Genomic DNA, 20376 nt, shown 5'->3' with positions numbered 1-20376 from the left:
GACACAAAGCTTAAGGTCTGAACCGGATCAATGTGGGAGTCGGGCTTGCCCGCGATGCAGGCGCCTCGTTCTTTCAGAGGGACCGCGCCGATGCTATCGCAGGCAAGCCAGCTCCCACATTTTGATCTTCAATCGCCTTGAGTCAGGCTTTCGGCAAACCCATGCCCTGGCCCATCTGCACCGGCGTCCCCGCCTGCAGTGCTTCCGACCATTGCACCTGGTCCGGCCCAAACAGCACGATTGCCGTCGAACCCAGCTTGAAGCGCCCCAGTTCCGCACCTTTTTCCAGGTGGATCGGCCCACGGGCAGCTTCGTCATAACGGAAGGTTTTCAGCTCGCGTTTTGGCGGCGTTACCAAGCCTGCCCAAACCGTTTCAATCGACGCCACGATCATCGCGCCAACCAGCACCACGGCCATCGGGCCGCGTTCGGTGTCGAAGATGCAGGCAACACGCTCGTTACGCGCAAACAGTTCCGGCACATTTTCGGCCGTGGTCTGGTTCACCGAGAAGATTCGGCCAGGGATATAAACCATTTCCCGCAGGGTGCCGGCCAATGGCATATGCACCCGGTGGTAGTCCTTCGGCGACAGGTAAACAGTGGCGAAATCGCCGCCCATGAACGGCGCAGCCACCGCCGCATCGCCGCCCAGCAATTCCAGCACGCTGAAGCTGTGGCCCTTGGCCTGGAACACCCGGCCATGTTCAATCGGGCCCAACTGGCTGACCGCGCCATCGGCCGGGCTCAACACCGCGCCTGGGGTCTGATCCAGCGGCCGTGCACCGTCTTTCAACGCGCGGGTGAAGAAGGCGTTGAAGTGCTCGTAAGCGGTCACGTCTTCAACCAGGGCCTGGGACATGTCCACTTGATAACGCTTGGCAAACCAGCTGGTGAACGCATTCTTGAACCAGCGCACGCGGCATTCGGCAATGCAACCGGCCAGACGCGACAGCAGGTGGTGGGGCAGCAAGTACTGGCTGAGGATGAACAACTGCTTTTTCATTAACTGTCCTTAAACCTTAAATCTCAACGGGGGTGTCGGGGTGGTTGCCCCATTCGCCCCAGGAACCGGCATAACCTTTGACTCGCGGATAACCGAGCGCCTTGGCCACCAGGTAGGTGAAGCCAGAACGATGGTGAGTCTGGCAGTGGGTGATGATTTCTTTGTCGCGGGTCAGCCCGAGGTCTTCGAGGATCTGCGGCATGTCGCGGCGGATGCGCAGTTGGCGTGCCTTGTCCATGCCGGCGGTCCATTCGAAGTTCACCGCGCCCGGGATGTGTCCACCCTTGGCCGCGAGGACTTTCTCGCCGGAGTATTCCAGCGGGCCACGGGCGTCCCAGATGCCGAGGTCGGCAGCGCCGAGACGGCTTTGCAGGTATTCGCGGGTGGCGGTGGGTTCTTCATGCAACGTCAGGCTGACCGGGCCGCCGGCGCTGGCCGGTACCTCGGTGGACACTGGGTGTTTTTCTTCCAGCCACGCCAGCAGGCCGCCGTCGAGGTAGTGGTACTTCTTGTGGCCGATGACGTCGAGCATCCAGATGAATCGCCCGGCCCAGCCACCGCCTTCGTCGTCATACACCACGTAAGTGGCATCCGGGGTGTGGCCCAGTTCGCCGAACAGCTTTTCAAGATCGGCCTTGCCCGGCAGCAGGCCCGGCGCTGGTGGCTGGCCCAGTTGAGTGCGTTTTGGATCAACGAAACGTGCGCCGGGGATATGCCCTTCGGCGTAACGCGCAGCGCTGGTGAGGTCCACCAGGATCAGGTGTTCGGCATCGAGGCGACCGAGCAGGTCACTGGCCTCGATGACCAGCGGCAAGCCAGAGAAGTCAGGCATGTGAGGTCTCCTGGGCATAAAAATTGGGCGCTAAGGGAGGGCGATTGTAGCGCAAGCGTCAGGCACTGCGGTTGGTAAAGCTGTGCAGGGCCTTTTCGATGCATTGGGCGGTTTTGCCGAAGGCCTGCACGGTGGTTTCCGAGAACGGCCCGCCGCCCTGGTCGGCCACCATCAGCATCACCACCCGGCCATTGCAGCTCAGGGAGCGCAGCAGCAGGTGTTCGCCCTTGAACAGGCGGCGCAGTTCCGGCGGCAGCAGTGCCGAGAACTGGGCGTGGTTGTCGGGGTTGAGGCGCACCTGGGCGGACTTGGCCAGCAGGCGTTGCAGCAGGGTGCTATGCGCCACGTCGAGGCTCATGTGGTCGGCGTCCTTCGGCAGGCCGTCGACTTGATGCACACGTAGCGTGCTCAAGGTTTTGTCCGCCATCAGCAGCATCACCCGTTGCATGCCGCAGGCCACGAGGGCTTCCTTGGCGCAGGTGGTCAGGTGCATGGCGTTGGCAAAGCGGCTCGGCTCTACGAGCAATTCGGTGCAGCGCTTGCGCCAGATCGCCAGGGACTCGGCGGTGGGTGGCGGTGCCGGCAGCAAGCCGTGGTGAACGCGCTGCACATCCCATGGCCAGATCAACGACAGCGCCGGGTGCCACAGGTCGCGCATCAGGGTGCTGCGGGCGCTGATCGCCGCGTGTTGGTGGGACTGTTGCTGCACTTCGGCCAACGGTTGTTGAAGGTAAAGCGCAGTGAGGTATTGCCAGCGCTGGGTGTGCGGGCAGGTCCAGGACTCCTGCGCCGCCAGCGCCAGGCCGTTGGCCAACAGCACAGTGTTGGCCGGCTGGTTCAGCCAGCGACGCAGGTTCGGGTCGGCATCCAGCAACTGCTGTTGGCGCAACGGCTCGTCTTCACGGGCAATGCTCAGCGCCTTGACCAGCAAGCGTTGTTCCGTCAGCAGCAACGTATAACCCTGGGACACCCAGATCGGCAGGCGCCAGGTGTCGGTCAACCCCAGGCACAGGTCCAGCAGGCGTACGCCGAACAGCTCCTGTTCGACTGTGCGGGCCGATTCGCCCTTGTGAATCACCCGCAGCTCCCATTCTTCCAGCAGCTTGGGATAGGCAATCGCCATCGGCCACAGCGGTGAAAGGAACAGCAGGCTGCCCCAGTGAATGTCTTGCCACAACCGCGCCAGGCGGCTGGCGAACAGGCCGCTGGCTTGTTGCGAAGCGTGCTGGCTGATCATCTGCAGCTGGCGCAGGGCCACGGGGATTTCATTCAGCGGCACGGAAGGCAGGCGCCGCAGCAACTCCTCGGTGCGCTTGAGGCCGAGGCGATTGATCGCCACTTCGAGGTTTTCTGCCGGCTCCGCGAGGCTGCCGTGGGCCTGGTTGTTGGCCTCGCGCATCACGCTCAGCACCAGCGCCGGGCTGTTCTGCATCAGCTCTGCAATATCCCGCAACGAACTGCGGTTGTCGCCGATGGCCTTGCAAACCCGGTCGTGGCTCGCCTGTGGAACAGGCAACAGCACATCGTCCAGGCGCTTTATCCAAGCGGCGAGGGTGGCGGGTTTTTGAGTTGGGACTGTCGTTTCATTTGCCATGATTGGGGCGCGATCATCACTTGCGGTCAACACGCCCGGGACGGGCCGAACTGGTTTTTCGCCATAACGGGCTATAGTCTGGCGCAGATTTGCCGATAAGTAGAACAAGAGTTTTCAACTCTTGCGAATATGACCCTGAACCCGACGGCGCAAGTACTCATCCCCTATGGCTAAAATTATCGGCATCATCGTCGTCATCGCGAGCGTGCTCGGCGGATACGTCCTTTCCCACGGCAAGATTGCGGCGCTGATCCAGCCTTTCGAAGTGCTGATTATCGGCGGTGCGGCGTTCGGCGCATTCCTGCAGGCCAACCCCGGCTACATGACGATGCACGTGATCAAGAAGTCGCTGGGCATGTTCAGCTCGCGCTTCTCCCACACCTTCTACCTGGAAGTGTTGGGGCTGATCTACGAGATCCTCAACAAGAGCCGCCGCGAAGGCATGATGGCCATCGAAGGCGACATTGAGGACGCCGCGGCGAGCCCGATTTTCGCCAAGTACCCGGCCGTGCTCAAAGACGAGCGCATGACCGCCTACATCTGTGATTACCTGCGCATCATGTCGTCCGGCAACATGGCGCCCCATGAGCTGGAAGGCCTGTTCGACATGGAACTGTTCAGCCTCAAGGAAGAGCTGGAGCACCCATCCCACGCCGTGACCGGCATCGCCGACGGCATGCCCGGTTTCGGTATTGTTGCCGCGGTGCTCGGGATCGTGGTGACCATGGCCTCCCTCGGTGAAGGCGACCAGAAAGCCATCGGCATGCACGTAGGTGCGGCACTGGTAGGTACCTTCTTCGGTATTCTCGCGGCCTACGGTTTCTTCGGCCCGCTGGCCACGTCCCTGGCCCACGATGCCAAGGAAGAAGTGAATCTGTACGAAGCCATCAAGGCCTGCCTGGTGGCTTCGGCTTCCGGCATGCCGCCATCGTTGGCAGTGGAGTTCGGGCGCAAGGTTCTGTATCCGAAGCACCGTCCAAGCTTCGCTGAGCTGGAACAAGCGGTTCGCGGTCGCTAAGCCATGGAAAACAACCAGCCGATCATCATCAAGCGCGTCAAGCGCTTCGCTGCGGGGCACCATGGCGGCGCCTGGAAAATCGCCTTCGCCGACTTTGCGACGGCGATGATGGCGTTCTTCCTGGTGCTGTGGCTGATGTCCACCGCCACGCCGGAACAGAAGATCGCCATCGCCGGTTACTTCAAGGACCCCATCGGTTTCTCCGAGAGCGGCACGCCTTTTGTGATCGACCTCGGTGGTTCGCCGCAACTGGCGCCCGAGCGCACCATCAACCCGGAAATCAAGACCGACTCGCCCCAGGAAAAGATCCCGATCGAGCGCGACACCGTCGAGAGCATGGCCGAACAGGTCGAGCAGGAACGCCTGGAATTGCTGCTGCAGGAACTGCAAACCAAGGTTGAGGAAAACCCGCAACTGCTGAAGTTCAAGGACCAGATTTCCTTCGAGATCACCCCGGATGGCTTGCGCATCCAGATCACGGACGCCGCCAACCGGCCGATGTTCGATTCCGGCAGTGCACGCTTGAAGCCGTACTTTGAAGACATCCTGCTGGCCATGGCCGACACCATCAAGGCGGTGCCGAACAAGATCAGCATCAGCGGCCACACCGACGCCAAGCCGTATGCAGGCCAGGGCGACTTCGGCAACTGGGAGCTCTCGGCCAACCGGGCCAATGCCGCGCGTCGTGCACTGGTGGCCGGCAGCTATCCGGACCCGCAAGTGGCACGGGTGGTGGGGTTTGCTTCCTCGCAGCTGTTTGATCCCAAGGATCCGTTCAATCCGATCAACCGACGCATCGATATCGTCGTGCTGACCAAAAAGGCCCAGCGTGCAATTGAAGGTGACCCGCCTGCGACGCCACCGGTACCGACCCAGGGTGAAGGCGCGCCGGGCGAGGTGCCGGCAGACCCGAACGCACTGCCGCCGGAGCAGGAGCCTTTGCCGGCCCATGAGCTGCGACAGAAGCTGAACCTGTTTGACGATGGCGGTGTGAAGGATCCGACTCAGCCAGCCACTGGCTCGTAAGCAGGTACAAAAAGGCCGCGATGATCGCGGCCTTTTTGTATCTGCTACATCCTGTAGGAGCGAGCTTGCTCGCGATGGACGTTAACGATGACGCGTGCTCTCTGAATGCACGCGGCGCCCTCAAGCTTTTCGCGAGCAAGCTCGCTCCTACATGTTAATAGCTGGTCTCGGGCAAGCTGGCGATGATCGAGCGATAGCTGTTCATTCGCTGCTGCTGCACGCGGCCGTCTTCCAGTGCCTTGAGCAGGGCGCAACCCGGCTCGCGGTCATGTTTGCAGTCACGGAAGCGGCAGGTGCCGATCAAGTCGTTGAACTCGATAAAGCCCGCTTCAACATCGGCACGGCTCACATGGCCCAGGCCGAATTCACGGATGCCGGGGGAGTCGATCAACTCGCCGCCGCCCGGAAAGTGGAACAATCGCGCGGTGGTGGTGGTGTGGGTGCCCTGGCCGGACAGCTCCGACAGCGGGCCAACACGGGTTTCGACTTCCGGCAACAGGCTGTTGACCAGGGACGACTTGCCCACGCCCGACTGGCCGACGAACACGCTGATGCGACCGTCCAGTTCAGTCTGTAACTGTTCCATGCCATTGCCGTGATGCGCCGAGACTTCCAGCACCGGGTAGCCGAGGGTGCGGTACACCGCCAGCAACGCGTTGAGCGCCGGGGCGTTCTGTTCGTCGATCAGGTCGAATTTGTTCAGCAGCAACAGCGGGCGAATGCCGGCGTGTTCGGCGGCTACCAGGTAGCGGTCGATAAGGTTGGCATGGGGCTCAGGCAGTGGCGCGAAGACAATGACGATCATGTCGACGTTGGCCGCTACCGGCTTGAGCTGGCCACGGCTGTCGGGGCGACGCAGTTCGGTGGTGCGCGGCAACTGGGCGACGATCACGCCGATGCCCTGGTTGCCGGCACGCCATACCACCTTGTCGCCGGTCACCAGCGCAGGCAGGTTGGCGCGCAGGTGGCAACGGAACACCTGGCCGGCGTGATCGCCTTCGGTGGCCTCGACTTCGACCTGCACACCGAAGTGCGCGATCACCAGGCCCGTTTGCTCGGGGCCCAGGTCGCCGCCCTCAAGCGCTTCCACGGCGGAGGATTCACGTTTGGCGGCGCGGGCAGCGCGTTCGCCCTGAATCTTTTCGATGCGCCAGTTTTGGCGACGGTTGAGCTGGCGTTTGGCCATTGGTGTTCCGTGTCGATAATGCAAAGGTTAGGTGAAACGGTCGCGAGTCTAGCACGCCCTGCCTGCTAAACTGCGCAGCTACGCCAAGGTGCCAAGGAACCACGACATGCAAAACCCACAGAACCTGATTTGGATCGATCTGGAAATGACCGGTCTGAACCCTGACACCGACGTCATCATCGAGATGGCGACCATTGTCACCGACAGCAACCTCAACACCTTGGCCGAAGGTCCGGTGATCGCCATTCACCACAGCGACGCGGTGCTGGCCACCATGGACGAGTGGAACACCCGCACCCACGGCAACTCGGGCCTGACCCAGCGTGTGCGCGACAGCCGCGTGAGCATGGCTGAGGCTGAAGCCGAAACCATCGCCTTCCTGGAAAAGTGGGTACCCAAGGGCAAGTCGCCAATCTGCGGCAACAGCATTTGCCAGGACCGCCGCTTTCTCTATACCCACATGAAGGCGCTGGAAAGCTACTTCCACTACCGCAACCTGGACGTGTCGACCTTGAAGGAGCTGGCCGCGCGCTGGGCGCCGGAAGTCAAAGACAGCTTCCACAAGGGCAGCACCCACCTGGCACTGGACGATATCCGCGAGTCGATTGCCGAGCTGCAGCATTACCGCAAGCATTTCATCAAGTTCTAAAGCGGTAATACCTGAGCCCAGCGGGCTTTTGTGGCGAGGGGCTTGTCTGTGGCGAGGGGGCTTGTCCCCCGTTGGGCTGCGAAGCGGCCCTAAAATCTGACATCCCGATCTACCTGAAAACTCTATTGCCTTTAAAAGGGGCTGCTTCGCACCCCAACGGGGGACAAGCCCCCTCGCCACAACTTTGCAAGGATCGCCATCATGCTGCTGATGCTCTACCTCATCGCCATCACCGCCGAAGCCATGACGGGTGCCTTGTCCGCCGGGCGGCGCGGGATGGACTGGTTCGGTGTGGTGCTGATCGCCTGCGTGACGGCGCTGGGCGGCGGTTCGGTGCGTGACGTGTTGCTCGGCCACTACCCGCTGACCTGGGTCAAACACCCGGAGTACCTGGTGCTGACCTCCGTCGCGGCCCTGGTGACCATCTTCATCGCTCCATTGATGCGCCACCTGCGCTCGCTGTTCCTCGCGTTGGACGCCGTGGGCCTGGTGGCCTTCACGCTGATCGGCAGCATGACCGCCCTGGAAATGGGCCACGGCATGCTGGTGGCGTCAGTCAGCGGTGTGATCACCGGGGTATTCGGCGGCATCCTGCGGGATATCTTCTGCAACGACATTCCGTTGATCTTCCGCCGCGAGCTGTACGCCAGCGTGTCGTTCCTGGCCGCCTGGTTCTACATGCTGTGCATCTACCTTGAGCTGCCAAGTGAGCAATCGATCCTGCTGACGCTGTTCAGCGGCTTTCTATTGCGCCTGCTGGCGATCCGTTTTCACTGGGAAATGCCCAAGTTCGTCTACAACGACGACGTGCACTAACGTTCGGCGTGCTGGTTCAGCGCCCATTCCACATGTTCGCGCACCAGTTCCGAGGGGTATTCCCGACGCGCCTTCAGCGCTTCCAGCACCGGAATGCTTGATGGCGCATTGCCCAGGCCCACCGCCAGGTTGCGCAGCCAGCGCTCATAGCCGGCGCGGCGCAGGGGAGAACCTTCGGTGCTGCTGAGGAATTTGTCCTCGTCCCACATAAACAACTCGGCGAGCTCTGCGTTATCCAGGTTGTGCCGTGGCTTGAAATCGCGTTCGTCGGTAGGCCGCGCGAAACGATTCCACGGGCAAACGATCTGACAGTCATCGCAGCCGAATACCCGATTGCCGATCAGTGGGCGCAGTTCTTCGGGGATCGCACTTTTCAGCTCGATGGTCAGGTAGGAAATGCAGCGCCGGGCGTCCAGCACGTAGGGCCCGACGAAGGCGTTGGTAGGGCAGATATCCAGGCAGGCGGTGCAGCGGCCACAATGTTCGGTGGCGTGGGGTGGGTCGACCGGCAACGGCAGGTCGACAAACAGCTCGCTCAGGAAGAAGTAACTGCCCGCCTTGCGATTGAGTACCAAGGTGTTCTTGCCGATCCAGCCGAGCCCGGCCTGCTCGGCGATGGCTTTTTCCAGCACGGGGGCGCTGTCGACAAAGGCGCGGAAGCCGAACGGGCCGATTTGCGCCTGGATGCGGTCGGCCAGTTGCTGCACGCGCTTGCGGATCAGCTTGTGGTAGTCGCGGCCCAGGGCGTAGCGGGAGATGTAGGCTTTTTCGGGTTTGGCCAGCAGTTGGGCCATTTGGGTGTCGCCCGGCAAGTAGTCCATGCGCAGTGAGACCACGCGCAAGGTGCCGGGTACCAGCTCCTCCGGGTGTGAGCGCTTGCTGCCGTGGGCGCCCATGTAGTCCATTTCGCCGTGGTAGCCGGCGTCGAGCCAGCGTTGCAGGTGCTGTTCATGCTCGGCGAGGTCGAGGCCGCTGATGCCCACTTGTTGAAAGCCCAGCTCGCGGCCCCAGTCTTTGATCGATTGGGCGAGGGCGGGCAGGTCGTAGGTAATAGCAGGCATGAACAAGAGAAACCGCAGGTTAGATGCGTATAATTCTGCCAGACATCGGAGCTTGAAGACGCATGCCGCAGACAAAACACGAAATACCCGACGTTCAGCACCTGTTGCCCGGCCAATTGCCGCAACTCGCTGCGCGTTCCCCGGACGCCCATAAAGGCCAGTTCGGCCATGTATTGCTGATCGGCGGCGACCGCGGTTTTGGCGGCGCCGCCTTGCTCAGTGCTGAAAGTGCCCTGCGCAGTGGTGCCGGAATGGTTTCCCTGGCGACCCGCAGCGAGCACGTCGGTGCGGCGCTGGCGCGGTTGCCGGAAGTGATGACGGTGGGCGTGCACTCGGCCAATCAATTGATGGGCCTGCTGGAAAAGATTTCCGTGATCGTCATCGGCCCGGGCCTGGGCGAGGCCTCCTGGGGCAAAAGCCTGCTGTCGGTAGCGGCCAATGCCAGGCAGCCGCAAGTCTGGGACGCCGATGCCTTGAACCTGCTGGCGGCGGGCAGCGTCAGCCTGCCGGCCAATTGCGTGATCACTCCGCATCCTGGCGAAGCGGCCCGCTTGATGGGTATTTCGACAGCCGAGGTTCAGGCCGACCGCCTTAACGTGGCGCGCGCCTTGAGTCAGAAATTCAATGCGGTGGCCATCCTCAAGGGCGCCGGCAGCTTGATCGCCAGCCCGGACGGTCGGGTTGCCCGCTGCGATCAGGGCCATCCTGCAATGGCAACCGCTGGCCTTGGCGATGTGTTGGCCGGCCTGGTCGGTGCTTTGCTGGCGCAAGGCATGCCGGCATTTGATGCCGCCTGCCTGGCGGTCTGGCTGCATGCCACTGCCGGAGATCGCCAGGGTACCTACGGTCGCGGGCTGGCCGCCAGTGACCTGATTCCTGCCATTCGTCAGTTGCTGGAGGAGCAATCGCCGTGTCTGAAGTAGTTCTTTTCCTGCCTGATGAAGACGCCATGGTCGCCTTGGGCAACCGTATTGCCCGGGTCACTCAAGGCTCAGGGCTGATCTTTCTGGAAGGCGATCTCGGCGCCGGAAAAACCACCTTGTCCCGGGGCATCATTCGCGGGTTGGGGCACGCGGGTGCTGTGAAAAGCCCTACGTTCACCTTGGTAGAACCCTACGAAATCGGTGACGTACGAGCGTTCCACTTCGACCTGTATCGCCTGGTGGACCCGGAAGAACTGGAATACATGGGCATTCGTGATTACTTCGATGAGGACGCCTTGTGCCTGATCGAGTGGCCAGATAAAGGCACAGGCTTTTTGCCAAAGCCGGACCTGACCATTACCATTACCCCGCATAAGCAAGGACGTCAGCTGAAGTTGTTGTCCCAGAGCGCGCGCGGCGAGTCGTGGTGCGCCGCCTTGGCATTGGAATTCAAATAATTGATGGGGTTAGGTATGCGCTTTCGCGCGTTGGTTACTGTCGTAGGGGTGTTGCTTGCGGCAATGACTTTCAATGCACTGGCGGCCTCACAGGTGAAAAGTGTTCGCCTGTGGCGGGCACCGGATAACACGCGACTGGTATTCGACCTGTCTGGCCCGGTTCAGCACAGCGTCTTCACCCTCACGGCGCCTGATCGCCTGGTGATTGATATCAACGGTGCGACCCTGGCCGCGCCGTTGAAAGTCGCCATGGCCAATACCCCGATTACCGCGATGCGCTCGGCCCAGCGTACGCCGACCGACCTGCGGGTGGTTATCGACCTGAAAAAGGCCGTGACCCCGAAAAGCTTCGTGCTGGCGCCCAACGCGCAGTATGGCAACCGGCTGGTGGTCGACCTGTTCGACAACGCCGCCGATGCCGCGCCGCCGCCTGCGCCAACTCCAAGCGTCGCGACGATACCTGCGGTGCCGGTCAACCAGTCGCAACCCCAGGTCAAATTGCCGCCGCTGCCACCGGCTCCGGCGGGCAAACGTGACATTATCGTGGTCATCGATGCCGGTCACGGCGGCGAAGACCCGGGTGCCTCGGGCTCGCGCGGCCAGCATGAAAAAGACGTAGTACTGGCCATCGCCCGCGAACTGCAGCGCCAGATCAATGGCATGAAAGGCTACCGCGCCGAGCTGACCCGGACCGGCGACTACTTTATTCCGCTGCGTGGCCGTACCGAAATCGCCCGCAAGAAGGGCGCCGACCTGTTCGTCTCGATCCACGCCGACGCCGCACCTTCGGCCGCGGCGTTTGGTGCCTCGGTGTTTGCCCTGTCTGATCGCGGCGCTACGTCCGAGACCGCCCGCTGGCTGGCGGACAGTGAAAACCGTTCCGACTTGATCGGCGGGGCTGGCAACGTATCCCTCGACGACAAGGACAAGATGCTCGCTGGCGTATTGCTCGATCTGTCGATGACTGCCTCGCTGACCTCTAGCCTGAACGTCGGGCAGAAAGTCCTGAGCAACATTGGTCGCGTCACCTCACTGCACAAACAGCGCGTGGAACAGGCCGGGTTCATGGTGCTCAAGTCGCCGGATATTCCGTCGATCCTGGTGGAGACCGGGTTTATCTCGAACTCCAACGAAGCCTCGAAACTGGCCTCGGCCAGCCATCAGCAGGCTTTGGCGCGCTCCATCAGCGCCGGTGTTCGGCAGTTCTTCCAGCAGAATCCGCCGCCGGGCACTTATATAGCCTGGCTGCGTGACTCCGGGAAAATCGCCCAGGGCCCGCGTGACCATCGCGTGCAGCCGGGCGACACCCTGGCGATGCTGGCGGTGCGCTTCCAGGTGTCAGCGGCAACCTTGCGCAGTGCCAACAACCTCAAGACCGATGAATTGAAGGTCGGCCAGGTGTTGACCATCCCGGGCACTGAACTGGCGGCGCAATAATGAGCGAAACAGTCTTGAGCAATACCTCGCGCATCGAGCTGCTAAGCCCGCGTCTCGCCAACCAGATCGCGGCGGGTGAGGTGGTCGAGCGGCCAGCGTCGGTAATCAAGGAGTTGCTGGAAAACAGTATCGACTCCGGTGCCAGGCGCATTGATGTCGATGTTGAGCAGGGCGGCGTCAAGCTGCTGCGAGTGCGCGACGACGGCAGCGGGATTTCCTCCGATGACCTGCCGCTGGCCCTGGCCCGTCACGCCACCAGCAAGATTCGCGACCTGGAAGACCTGGAACGGGTGATGAGCCTCGGGTTTCGTGGTGAGGCCCTGGCTTCCATCAGCTCGGTGGCTCGCCTGACCCTGACGTCCCGCACCCGCGACGCCGATCAGGCCTGGCAGGTTGAAACCGAAGGCCGCGACATGGCGCCCCGGGTCCAGCCGGCGGCACATCCGGTGGGCACCTCGGTGGAAGTGCGCGACCTGTTCTTCAACACCCCGGCCCGGCGTAAATTCCTCAAGGCCGAAAAAACCGAATTCGATCACCTGCAGGAAGTCATCAAGCGCCTGGCCCTGGCGCGGTTTGATGTGGCTTTCCACCTGCGCCACAACGGCAAGACCATCCTCAGCCTGCACGAGGCCCATGATGATGCGGCCCGTGCGCGGCGTGTCTCGGCCATCTGCGGCGCGGGGTTCCTGGAGCAGGCGCTGCCGATCGAGATCGAGCGCAATGGCCTGCGGCTGTGGGGTTGGGTGGGGTTGCCGACTTTCTCCCGTAGCCAGGCGGACATGCAGTATTTCTTCGTGAATGGCCGGGCGGTGCGCGACAAGCTGGTGGCCCACGCGGTGCGCCAGGCGTATCGCGACGTGCTGTTCAACGGGCGGCATCCGACGTTTGTGCTGTTTTTCGAGGTCGACCCGTCGGTGGTCGACGTCAACGTGCACCCGACCAAGCACGAAGTGCGCTTCCGTGACGGTCGCATGGTCCACGACTTTCTTTACGGCACCCTGCACCGCGCCTTGGGCGATGTGCGGCCGGATGATCACCTGGCGGCGCCGATTGTCACGGCTGTTGTCCGTCCTTCAGGGCCGGAAGCCGGCGAGTTCGGGCCCCAGGGCGAAATGAGCCTGGCGGCCAACCTGCTGCAATCGCCGCAAGCCCAGCCGAGCTTTACCGCACCTGGTTCAGGCGCCGGCGCCGGTTATCAATACCAGTACACCCCGCGTCCGCAATCGGCGGTGCCGGTGGCCGAGGCCCAGGCGGCCTATCGCGAGTTTTTCGCGCCGCTGCCCGGCGCCGAGCCAGGTGCTGCCGCGTTGCCGGAAGGCCAGGGCGACGTGCCGCCGTTGGGTTACGCGCTGGCACAGCTCAAGGGTATTTATATTCTTGCGGAAAACGCCCATGGCCTGGTGTTGGTGGACATGCACGCCGCCCACGAGCGGATCATGTACGAGCGCCTGAAGATCGCCATGGCCAGCGAAGGCCTGAGCGGCCAGCCGCTGCTGGTGCCGGAATCCCTGGCGGTCAGCCAGCGGGAAGCGGATTGCGCCGAAGAGCACATCAGCGTGTTCCAGAAGCTGGGCTTTGAGCTGCAACGCCTGGGGCCGGAAACCCTGGCTATCCGCCAGATTCCGGCTTTGCTCAAGCAGGCAGAGGCCAACCGGCTGGTGGCCGACGTACTGGCAGACCTGATGGAATACGGCACCAGTGACCGGATCCAGGCCCACATCAATGAACTGCTCGGCACCATGGCCTGTCACGGCGCCATCCGCGCCAACCGCCGGCTGGCCTTGCCGGAAATGAACGGCCTGCTGCGGGACATGGAAAACACCGAGCGCAGCGGCCAGTGCAACCATGGCCGCCCGACCTGGACCCAGATGGGCCTGGACGACCTGGACAAACTGTTCTTGCGCGGCCGTTGATGAGTGCCTTGCCCCCCGCCATCTTCCTGATGGGCCCGACGGCCGCCGGCAAGACCGACCTGGCCATCGAGCTGACCAAGGTCTTGCCGTGCGAGTTGATCAGTGTCGACTCTGCACTGGTTTACCGGGACATGGACATCGGCACTGCCAAACCTTCAAAAGAGCTGCTGGCCCAGTATCCGCACCGGTTGATCGACATTATTGATCCCAGCGAGAGCTATTCGGCGGCGGATTTTCGCATCGATGCGCTGGCCGCCATGGCCGATATCACCGCGCGGGGCAAGATTCCGCTGCTGGTCGGCGGCACGATGCTCTACTACAAGGCCTTGCAGGAAGGTCTGGCTGATATGCCGCCAGCTGATCCACAGGTGCGCGCCGAACTTGAAGAAGAGGCTGCGCGCCTTGGCTGGCAGGCCTTGCACGATCAGTTGGCCATTGTGGATCCGGTTTCCGCCGCGCGAATTCATCCCAATGACCCCCAGCGCCTGACGCGAGCGTTGGAAGTCTGGCGGGTCAGTGGCCAGACCATGACTGAACACAGGCTGAAACAAACTGCGCAAAGTGCTGAAGCAGGCGCCTCGGGACACTCACAATTGCCCTATACTGTGGCGAATCTGGCCATCGCTCCGACGGATCGCCAGGTGCTGCATGAACGAATTGCACAAAGATTCACAATTATGTTGGAACAGGGGTTTGTGGAGGAGGTCGTAGCACTGCGTTCAAGAGGTGACCTGCATCCAGGGCTGCCTTCGATACGTGCTGTAGGCTACCGCCAAGTCTGGGATCATCTGGATGGCAAGCTGACGTCAGCCGAAATGCAGGAGCGCGGCATCATTGCCACGCGCCAATTGGCGAAGCGTCAGTTCACCTGGTTGCGCAGTTGGAGCGATTTGCACTGGCTGGACAGCCTGGACAGCGACAATCTGTCACGCGCCTTGAAATACTTGGGAACGGTCTCCATATTGAGCTGAGTCCTTGCAATTGCCGTCTATCCTTGGGGGTGTGACGGCCATGAGCTATCTATTTTCCGATTTTTATTATTGATCCTTAAAGGAGTGCGGCACATGTCAAAAGGGCATTCGCTACAAGACCCTTACTTGAATACTTTACGTAAAGAGAAAGTTGGGGTTTCCATCTATCTGGTCAACGGTATCAAGCTGCAAGGTACGATCGAGTCGTTCGACCAGTTCGTGATCCTGCTGAAAAACACCGTAAGCCAAATGGTTTACAAGCACGCTATCTCGACCGTAGTGCCGGTTCGTCCAATTCGTCTGCCTAGCGCAACCGAAGAACAGGGTGACGCCGAGCCTGCACCAGGTAACGCCTGATAGGAGTCTCCTTTGTTCTTTGAGCGCCACGGTGGTGGTGAGCGAGTAATCCTCGTTCACTTGGATGGACAGGACCCTGAGGCGCGCGAAGATCCGCAGGAGTTTCAGGAGTTGGCAAATTCGGCCGGCGCCGAGACCGTCGCGTTTTTTAACGTGCCGCGTCATCGGCCAACCGCCAAATTCCTGATCGGCAGCGGCAAGGTCGAGGAACTGCGCGACCTGGTCCACGCCGAAAAGGCCGATCTGGTGATTTTCAATCACATCCTCACGCCCAGTCAGGAACGTAACCTCGAACGAGTTTTCGAGTGTCGCGTGATCGACCGCACGGGTCTGATTCTCGATATTTTCGCTCAACGCGCCCGTACCCATGAAGGCAAGCTCCAGGTAGAACTGGCCCAGCTTGACCACATGAGCACCCGGCTGGTGCGTGGCTGGACTCACCTTGAGCGCCAGGGTGGCGGCATCGGCATGCGCGGCCCGGGTGAAACCCAGCTGGAAACCGACCGGCGTCTGCTGCGGGTCCGCCTGCGACAGATCAAGGGCCGCCTGGAGAAGGTGCGCAGCCAGCGCGAACAATCGCGACGTGGCCGTATGCGTGCGGATATCCCGACCGTTTCCCTGGTGGGCTATACCAACGCCGGCAAATCCACACTCTTCAACAACGTGACGAAATCGGACGTGTACGCGGCCGACCAACTGTTCGCGACCCTCGACCCGACCTTGCGCCGTCTGGAACTGGACGACCTGGGGCCGATTGTCCTGGCCGATACCGTGGGTTTCATTCGTCACTTGCCCCACAAGCTGGTCGAGGCATTTCGGTCTACGCTCGAAGAGTCGAGCAATTCCGACCTGCTGTTGCACGTGATCGATGCGGCCGAACCGGATCGCATGTTGCAGATTTAACAGGTCATGGTGGTGATGGGCGAGATTGGTGCCCAGGACTTGCCGATCCTCGAGGTCTATAACAAACTCGATTTGCTTGAAGGCGTTGAGCCACAAATCCAGCGCGACGAAAACGGCAAGCCCCAGCGGGTCTGGCTGTCGGCGCGTGATGGCAGTGGCCTGGAATTGCTTGAACAAGCCATTGCCGAGCTGTTGGGCAGCGATTTGTTCGTCGGCACCTTGCGCTTGCCGCAGCGTTTTGCTCGACTGCGTGCACAGTTTTTCGAGCTGGGCGCGGTACAGAAAGAAGAACACGACGAAGAAGGTGTCAGCTTGCTGGCCGTTCGATTGCCGCGCTCGGAGCTGAATCGGCTGGTCAGCCGTGAAGGCGTTGTGCCGACAGAGTTCATCGAACAACACACTTTGCAATAAAAGCCTGAGAAAGCGGTTGTGCCGCTGTGACAGGCATTCTGTAGCATTGGTCGGCGCGCCGTGGGTGCGTCTTTGCTTTATCAGATGGAGAGCGCTATGGCTTGGAATGAGCCGGGTGGCAACTCGAATAATCAGGATCCTTGGGGTGGTAAACGCCGCAATAATGGCGACCGCAAGGGGCCACCAGATCTCGACGAGGCCTTCCGAAAGCTGCAGGAAAGCCTGAATGGGTTGTTCGGTGGTGGAAAAAAACGTGGTAGTGACGAAGGCGGTCGTACGAGCAAGGGCGGTGGTTACGGCCTGCTCGGCATCGGCCTCGTCGTGCTGGCGGCCGTCTGGCTGTACAGCGCCGTCTATGTGGTGGACGAGCAGGAGCAAGCCGTGGTGCTGCGCTTCGGCAAGTACTACGAGACTGTCGGCCCTGGCCTGAACATCTACTTCCCGCCGATCGACAAGAAGTACATGGAAAACGTCACGCGTGAGCGTGCCTACACCAAGCAGGGCCAGATGCTGACCGAAGACGAGAACATCGTCGAAGTGCCGCTGACCGTGCAGTACAAGATCAGCAACCTGCAGGACTTCGTGCTGAACGTCGACCAGCCGGAGATCAGCCTGCAACATGCGACCGAAAGCGCCCTGCGCCACGTGGTGGGTTCCACCGCAATGGACCAGGTGCTGACTGAAGGCCGTGAATTGATGGCCAGCGAAATCAAGGAGCGCCTGCAACGGTTCCTCGACACGTACCGCACCGGTATCACCGTGACCCAGGTCAACGTACAGAGCGCAGCGGCACCGCGTGAAGTGCAGGAAGCCTTCGATGACGTGATCCGTGCCCGTGAAGACGAGCAGCGTTCGCGCAACCAGGCTGAAACCTACGCCAACGGCGTGGTGCCGGAAGCCCGTGGCCAGGCCCAGCGCATCCTTGAGGATGCCAACGGTTACCGCGACGAAGTGGTCTCCCGCGCCAAGGGTGAGGCAGATCGTTTCACCAAGCTGGTGGCCGAGTACCGCAAGGCACCGGAAGTCACCCGTGAGCGTCTGTACCTGGACACCATGCAGGAAGTCTTCAGCAACACCAGCAAGGTTCTCGTGACCGGCAGCAAGGGCGGGCAGAACAATCTGCTGTACCTGCCGCTGGACAAGATGATCGAAGGTGGTCGTAGCAGCACCAGCGCACCGGCTACCGGTTCCAATGCTGCTGCCAACGAAGCGAGCGCCCGTGCGGCCGCTGACCTGCTGCAACAGCAAACACGTACCAGGGAGAGTCGTTGATGAGCAATAAATCGCTGACCGCCCTGATTGTGGGCGTCGTCGTGGTCATCGCTGCCTGGAACTGCTTCTATATCGTGTCTCAGACCGAGCGCGCGGTGTTGCTGCAATTCGGTCGCGTGGTCCAGGCGGATGTCCAGCCGGGCCTGCATGTGAAAGTCCCCTACGTCAACCAGGTGCGCAAGTTCGACGGCCGCCTGATGACCCTGGATGCACCGACACAACGCTTCCTGACCCTGGAAAAGAAAGCCGTGATGGTTGACGCCTACGCCAAGTGGCGCGTCAAGGATGCCGAGCGCTTCTACACCGCGACCTCCGGCCTCAAGCAGATTGCCGACGAGCGTTTGTCGCGCCGTCTGGAATCGGGCCTGCGTGACCAGTTTGGTAAGCGCACCCTGCACGAGGTGGTATCCGGTGAACGTGACGCGCTGATGGCGGACATCACGCGTTCGTTGAATGCGATGGCGGAAAAAGAGCTGGGCATCGAGGTGATCGATGTTCGGGTCAAGGCCATCGACCTTCCGAAGGAAGTGAACCGCAGCGTGTTCGAGCGTATGAGCACCGAGCGTGAGCGCGAGGCTCGTGAGCACCGCGCCAAGGGTAACGAACTGGCAGAAGGGATCCGCGCGGATGCCGACCGTCAGCGTCGCGTACTGTTGGCTGAAGCCTATCGCGAGTCTGAAGAGGCCCGTGGTGATGGTGATGCTCAAGCCGCTTCGATCTACGCCAAGGCCTATGGCCAGGACCAGGAGTTCTACGCGTTCTACCGTAGCCTGCGCGCCTACCGTGAAAGCTTTGCGAACAAAACCGACGTCATGGTGCTGGACCCAAGTAGCGATTTCTTCCGCTACCTGGAAAAGTCCAAGTAACCCGCATGTAGTCTGAGAATCGCTCCGTCGGGCGGCTAAAATGCCGGGCGGGGTGATCCTTTCAGAAAACGGGTGTATGATGCGGCAGCCGGGAAATTCCCGGCTTTTTTGCGTCTGCATGTTTGATTGTGGTTTTGCTCCGCAGGCGCCACAGGTTTTTCGAGGAAAGTGCCCGACGAGGCCGATTGTTGGTCGTTCGTCACGTCGCTCTTGCGCGTGGTTTATGCAGGGGCCGGGTATTTTCTGCTTCACTCAAGGCTCGCCCGAGGGCTGGCCGCCCGGATCATAGGGGAATGGCGTAATGGCAACGGTAGACCGCTGGCTGCTGCCAGATGGCATCGAAGAAGTACTGCCACCAGAAGCTGCGCGCATTGAAATCGCGCGCCGCCAGGTGTTGGATCTGTTCCAGAGCTGGGGTTACGAGTTTGTCGTGACTCCGCATATCGAGTACCTGGAATCCCTGCTGACCGGCGCGGGCCAGGACCTGGATCTGCGCACCTTCAAGGTCATCGACCCGCAATCGGGCCGGCAAATGGGCTTTCGTGCCGACATCACGCCGCAAGTAGCGCGCATTGATGCGCACACCCTGCGTCGCGAAGGGCCAAGCCGCCTGTGCTACGCCGGCAGCGTGCTGCATGCGCAACCGCGTGCGTTGTCGTCGTCCCGCAGCCCGATCCAGTTGGGCGCCGAGTTGTACGGTGATGCGAGCCCGAGCAGCGACGTGGAAGTCATCAGCCTGATGCTGGCCATGCTGCAATTGGCCGATGTGCCGGATGTGCACATGGACCTTGGGCATGTCGGTATCTACCGCGGCCTGGCCCGTGCGGCCGGCTTGTCGGGTGAAGTGGAACAACAGTTGTTCGATGCCTTGCAGCGCAAGGCCATCGATGAAGTGATTGCCCTGACGGCGGGCGTGCCTGCCGACCTGGCCGGCATGCTGCGTGCGCTGGTGGATCTGTGTGGCGGCCGTGAAGTACTGACCGCCGCCCGTGATCGCCTGGCGAATGCGCCGGCTGATGTATTGGCGGCCCTGGACGATGTGCTGGCGATTGCCGAGCAGTTGTCTGCGCGCTTCCCGCAGTTGCCGCTGTATTTTGATTTGGGTGAGTTGCGCGGCTACCACTACCACACCGGTGTGGTGTTCGCGGTGTTTGTCCCGGGTGTTGGCCAGGCCATCGCCCAGGGCGGTCGTTACGACGATATCGGCGCCGACTTCGGTCGCGCTCGTCCGGCGACCGGTTTTTCCACCGATTTGAAAACCCTGGTGACCCTGGGGCGTGCTGAGGTCGAACTGCCGTCTGGCGGTATCTGGATGCCCGACAGTACGGACGCAGCACTCTGGCAGCAGGTTTGCCAGTTGCGCAGTGAGGGTCAGCGTGTGGTCCAGGCCTTGCCTGGGCAGCCATTGGCCGCCGCCCGTGAAGCGGACTGCGACCGGCAATTGATTCAGCAGAACGGGCTTTGGCAAGTATCGCCACTGGCTTCTTGAGTTTTCCTGCCGGCCACTGCCGGCACCAAGTTTGCGCGAATGAGGACAAGTGTTATGGGTAGAATGTCGTAGTCCTGGGCACCCAATGGGGTGATGAGGGCAAAGGCAAGATCGTTGATCTGCTGACCGAACATGCTGCCGCCGTAGTGCGCTACCACGGGGGCCACAACGCTGGCCACACCCTGGTCATC

General features: G+C 61.5%; 19 protein-coding genes and 2 pseudogenes. 16 read left to right on the top strand and 5 right to left on the bottom strand.

From position 1 onward, the window contains the following. Positions 1-142 precede the first annotated feature (142 nt). Genes asd through ACIOMR_RS20710 form a run of 3 tightly spaced genes read right to left on the bottom strand, consistent with a single transcriptional unit; the run spans position 143 to position 3429 of the window. On the bottom strand, positions 143-1003 hold the full coding sequence (gene asd, locus ACIOMR_RS20720) for an archaetidylserine decarboxylase (protein WP_003217535.1): 861 nt from the start codon (positions 1001-1003) through the stop codon (positions 143-145). 16 nt (positions 1004-1019) lie between these two features. Next, positions 1020-1835 (bottom strand): rhodanese-like domain-containing protein, encoded by an 816-nt coding sequence (locus tag ACIOMR_RS20715; RefSeq protein ID WP_102367974.1) that lies wholly within the window; start codon positions 1833-1835, stop codon positions 1020-1022. Between the two features lie 58 nt (positions 1836-1893). Further along, positions 1894-3429: an HDOD domain-containing protein gene (locus ACIOMR_RS20710; RefSeq protein ID WP_401196111.1), complete on the bottom strand. Its 1536-nt coding sequence runs from the start codon at positions 3427-3429 to the stop codon at positions 1894-1896. A 166-nt stretch (positions 3430-3595) separates the two neighbouring features. Here ACIOMR_RS20710 and motA point away from each other — a divergent pair, with 166 nt between their 5' ends. The 3 genes and pseudogenes from motA to ACIOMR_RS20695 form a co-directional block, all read left to right on the top strand. Then, complete coding sequence (motA, locus tag ACIOMR_RS20705) at positions 3596-4447, top strand: flagellar motor stator protein MotA (protein WP_003217532.1); 852 nt, start codon at positions 3596-3598, stop codon at positions 4445-4447. Positions 4448-4450: 3 nt separating this feature from the next. After that, on the top strand, positions 4451-5473 hold the full coding sequence (gene motB / locus ACIOMR_RS20700) for a flagellar motor protein MotB (protein ID WP_003217531.1): 1023 nt from the start codon (positions 4451-4453) through the stop codon (positions 5471-5473). A gap of 20 nt (positions 5474-5493) precedes the next feature. Further along, positions 5494-5625: pseudogene (locus tag ACIOMR_RS20695) on the top strand (outer membrane lipoprotein carrier protein LolA); the annotation flags it as partial. Positions 5626-5627: 2 nt separating this feature from the next. Here ACIOMR_RS20695 and rsgA read toward each other — a convergent pair. After that, positions 5628-6659: a small ribosomal subunit biogenesis GTPase RsgA gene (rsgA, locus tag ACIOMR_RS20690; RefSeq protein ID WP_003217530.1), complete on the bottom strand. Its 1032-nt coding sequence runs from the start codon at positions 6657-6659 to the stop codon at positions 5628-5630. A 106-nt stretch (positions 6660-6765) separates the two neighbouring features. Between rsgA and orn the strand changes: the two genes are divergently transcribed. Both orn and ACIOMR_RS20680 read left to right on the top strand, forming a co-directional pair. Next, positions 6766-7308 carry an oligoribonuclease gene (gene orn, locus ACIOMR_RS20685; RefSeq protein WP_003217529.1) on the top strand — a complete coding sequence of 181 codons (543 nt, stop codon included), beginning with the start codon at positions 6766-6768 and terminating at the stop codon, positions 7306-7308. Between the two features lie 198 nt (positions 7309-7506). Continuing rightward, positions 7507-8124 (top strand): trimeric intracellular cation channel family protein, encoded by a 618-nt coding sequence (locus tag ACIOMR_RS20680; RefSeq protein WP_172834585.1) that lies wholly within the window; start codon positions 7507-7509, stop codon positions 8122-8124. Here the strand turns inward: ACIOMR_RS20680 and queG are convergent. After that, entirely contained in the window at positions 8121-9185 is a 1065-nt protein-coding gene (gene queG, locus ACIOMR_RS20675) for a tRNA epoxyqueuosine(34) reductase QueG (RefSeq protein ID WP_401196106.1), read from the bottom strand. The genes ACIOMR_RS20680 and queG overlap by 4 nt on opposite strands. A 62-nt stretch (positions 9186-9247) precedes the next feature. Between queG and ACIOMR_RS20670 the strand changes: the two genes are divergently transcribed. From ACIOMR_RS20670 to ACIOMR_RS20620, 11 genes and pseudogenes are all read left to right on the top strand, one after another. Beyond that, complete coding sequence (locus tag ACIOMR_RS20670) at positions 9248-10108, top strand: NAD(P)H-hydrate dehydratase (RefSeq protein WP_177008315.1); 861 nt, start codon at positions 9248-9250, stop codon at positions 10106-10108. After that, positions 10096-10566, top strand: coding sequence for a tRNA (adenosine(37)-N6)-threonylcarbamoyltransferase complex ATPase subunit type 1 TsaE (gene tsaE, locus ACIOMR_RS20665; protein WP_003217524.1), 471 nt, complete (start codon positions 10096-10098; stop codon positions 10564-10566). The genes ACIOMR_RS20670 and tsaE overlap by 13 nt, the downstream gene beginning before the upstream one ends. A gap of 3 nt (positions 10567-10569) precedes the next feature. Then, positions 10570-12003, top strand: coding sequence for an N-acetylmuramoyl-L-alanine amidase (locus ACIOMR_RS20660; protein ID WP_202948682.1), 1434 nt, complete (start codon positions 10570-10572; stop codon positions 12001-12003). Positions 12004-12017: 14 nt separating this feature from the next. Continuing rightward, positions 12018-13916, top strand: a complete 1899-nt coding sequence (gene mutL, locus ACIOMR_RS20655) for a DNA mismatch repair endonuclease MutL (protein ID WP_008439101.1) — start codon at positions 12018-12020, stop codon at positions 13914-13916. Beyond that, complete coding sequence (gene miaA / locus ACIOMR_RS20650) at positions 13916-14887, top strand: tRNA (adenosine(37)-N6)-dimethylallyltransferase MiaA (RefSeq protein WP_003217518.1); 972 nt, start codon at positions 13916-13918, stop codon at positions 14885-14887. Before mutL ends, miaA begins: the two co-directional genes overlap by 1 nt. Before the next feature lie 93 nt (positions 14888-14980). Then, the gene (gene hfq, locus ACIOMR_RS20645) at positions 14981-15244 is read left to right on the top strand and encodes an RNA chaperone Hfq (RefSeq protein WP_003217515.1); all 264 of its coding nucleotides are present in this window, start codon (positions 14981-14983) and stop codon (positions 15242-15244) included. A gap of 12 nt (positions 15245-15256) precedes the next feature. After that, positions 15257-16558, top strand: a pseudogene (hflX, locus tag ACIOMR_RS20640) (ribosome rescue GTPase HflX). Between the two features lie 96 nt (positions 16559-16654). After that, on the top strand, positions 16655-17830 hold the full coding sequence (hflK, locus tag ACIOMR_RS20635) for an FtsH protease activity modulator HflK (RefSeq protein ID WP_177080388.1): 1176 nt from the start codon (positions 16655-16657) through the stop codon (positions 17828-17830). Beyond that, complete coding sequence (gene hflC / locus ACIOMR_RS20630) at positions 17830-18696, top strand: protease modulator HflC (RefSeq protein WP_003217510.1); 867 nt, start codon at positions 17830-17832, stop codon at positions 18694-18696. The genes hflK and hflC overlap by 1 nt, the downstream gene beginning before the upstream one ends. Before the next feature lie 301 nt (positions 18697-18997). Beyond that, on the top strand, positions 18998-20185 hold the full coding sequence (locus tag ACIOMR_RS20625; protein ID WP_003217507.1) for an ATP phosphoribosyltransferase regulatory subunit: 1188 nt from the start codon (positions 18998-19000) through the stop codon (positions 20183-20185). Positions 20186-20259: 74 nt separating this feature from the next. Beyond that, a partial coding sequence (locus tag ACIOMR_RS20620) for an adenylosuccinate synthetase (RefSeq protein ID WP_401196157.1) occupies positions 20260-20376 on the top strand: 117 nt, incomplete at its 3' end.

Source organism: Pseudomonas sp. NPDC087814, assembly GCF_044742865.1.
GTDB lineage: Bacteria > Pseudomonadota > Gammaproteobacteria > Pseudomonadales > Pseudomonadaceae > Aquipseudomonas.
Note: the sequence above shows the minus strand (reverse complement) of the source record. Positions and strands in the feature narration are given on the sequence as shown.

Excerpts from the sequence above, each read along its gene's own strand:
- asd (WP_003217535.1), bottom strand. The coding sequence starts at position 1,003 with ATGAAAAAGCAGTTGTTCATCCTCAGCCAGTACTTGCTGCCCCACCAC.
- ACIOMR_RS20715 (WP_102367974.1), bottom strand. The coding sequence starts at position 1,835 with ATGCCTGACTTCTCTGGCTTGCCGCTGGTCATCGAGGCCAGTGACCTG.
- ACIOMR_RS20710 (WP_401196111.1), bottom strand. The coding sequence starts at position 3,429 with ATGGCAAATGAAACGACAGTCCCAACTCAAAAACCCGCCACCCTCGCC.
- motA (WP_003217532.1), top strand. The coding sequence starts at position 3,596 with ATGGCTAAAATTATCGGCATCATCGTCGTCATCGCGAGCGTGCTCGGC.
- motB (WP_003217531.1), top strand. The coding sequence starts at position 4,451 with ATGGAAAACAACCAGCCGATCATCATCAAGCGCGTCAAGCGCTTCGCT.
- rsgA (WP_003217530.1), bottom strand. The coding sequence starts at position 6,659 with ATGGCCAAACGCCAGCTCAACCGTCGCCAAAACTGGCGCATCGAAAAG.
- orn (WP_003217529.1), top strand. The coding sequence starts at position 6,766 with ATGCAAAACCCACAGAACCTGATTTGGATCGATCTGGAAATGACCGGT.
- queG (WP_401196106.1), bottom strand. The coding sequence starts at position 9,185 with ATGCCTGCTATTACCTACGACCTGCCCGCCCTCGCCCAATCGATCAAA.
- ACIOMR_RS20670 (WP_177008315.1), top strand. The coding sequence starts at position 9,248 with ATGCCGCAGACAAAACACGAAATACCCGACGTTCAGCACCTGTTGCCC.
- ACIOMR_RS20660 (WP_202948682.1), top strand. The coding sequence starts at position 10,570 with ATGGGGTTAGGTATGCGCTTTCGCGCGTTGGTTACTGTCGTAGGGGTG.
- miaA (WP_003217518.1), top strand. The coding sequence starts at position 13,916 with ATGAGTGCCTTGCCCCCCGCCATCTTCCTGATGGGCCCGACGGCCGCC.
- hfq (WP_003217515.1), top strand. The coding sequence starts at position 14,981 with ATGTCAAAAGGGCATTCGCTACAAGACCCTTACTTGAATACTTTACGT.
- hflK (WP_177080388.1), top strand. The coding sequence starts at position 16,655 with ATGGCTTGGAATGAGCCGGGTGGCAACTCGAATAATCAGGATCCTTGG.
- hflC (WP_003217510.1), top strand. The coding sequence starts at position 17,830 with ATGAGCAATAAATCGCTGACCGCCCTGATTGTGGGCGTCGTCGTGGTC.
- ACIOMR_RS20625 (WP_003217507.1), top strand. The coding sequence starts at position 18,998 with ATGGCAACGGTAGACCGCTGGCTGCTGCCAGATGGCATCGAAGAAGTA.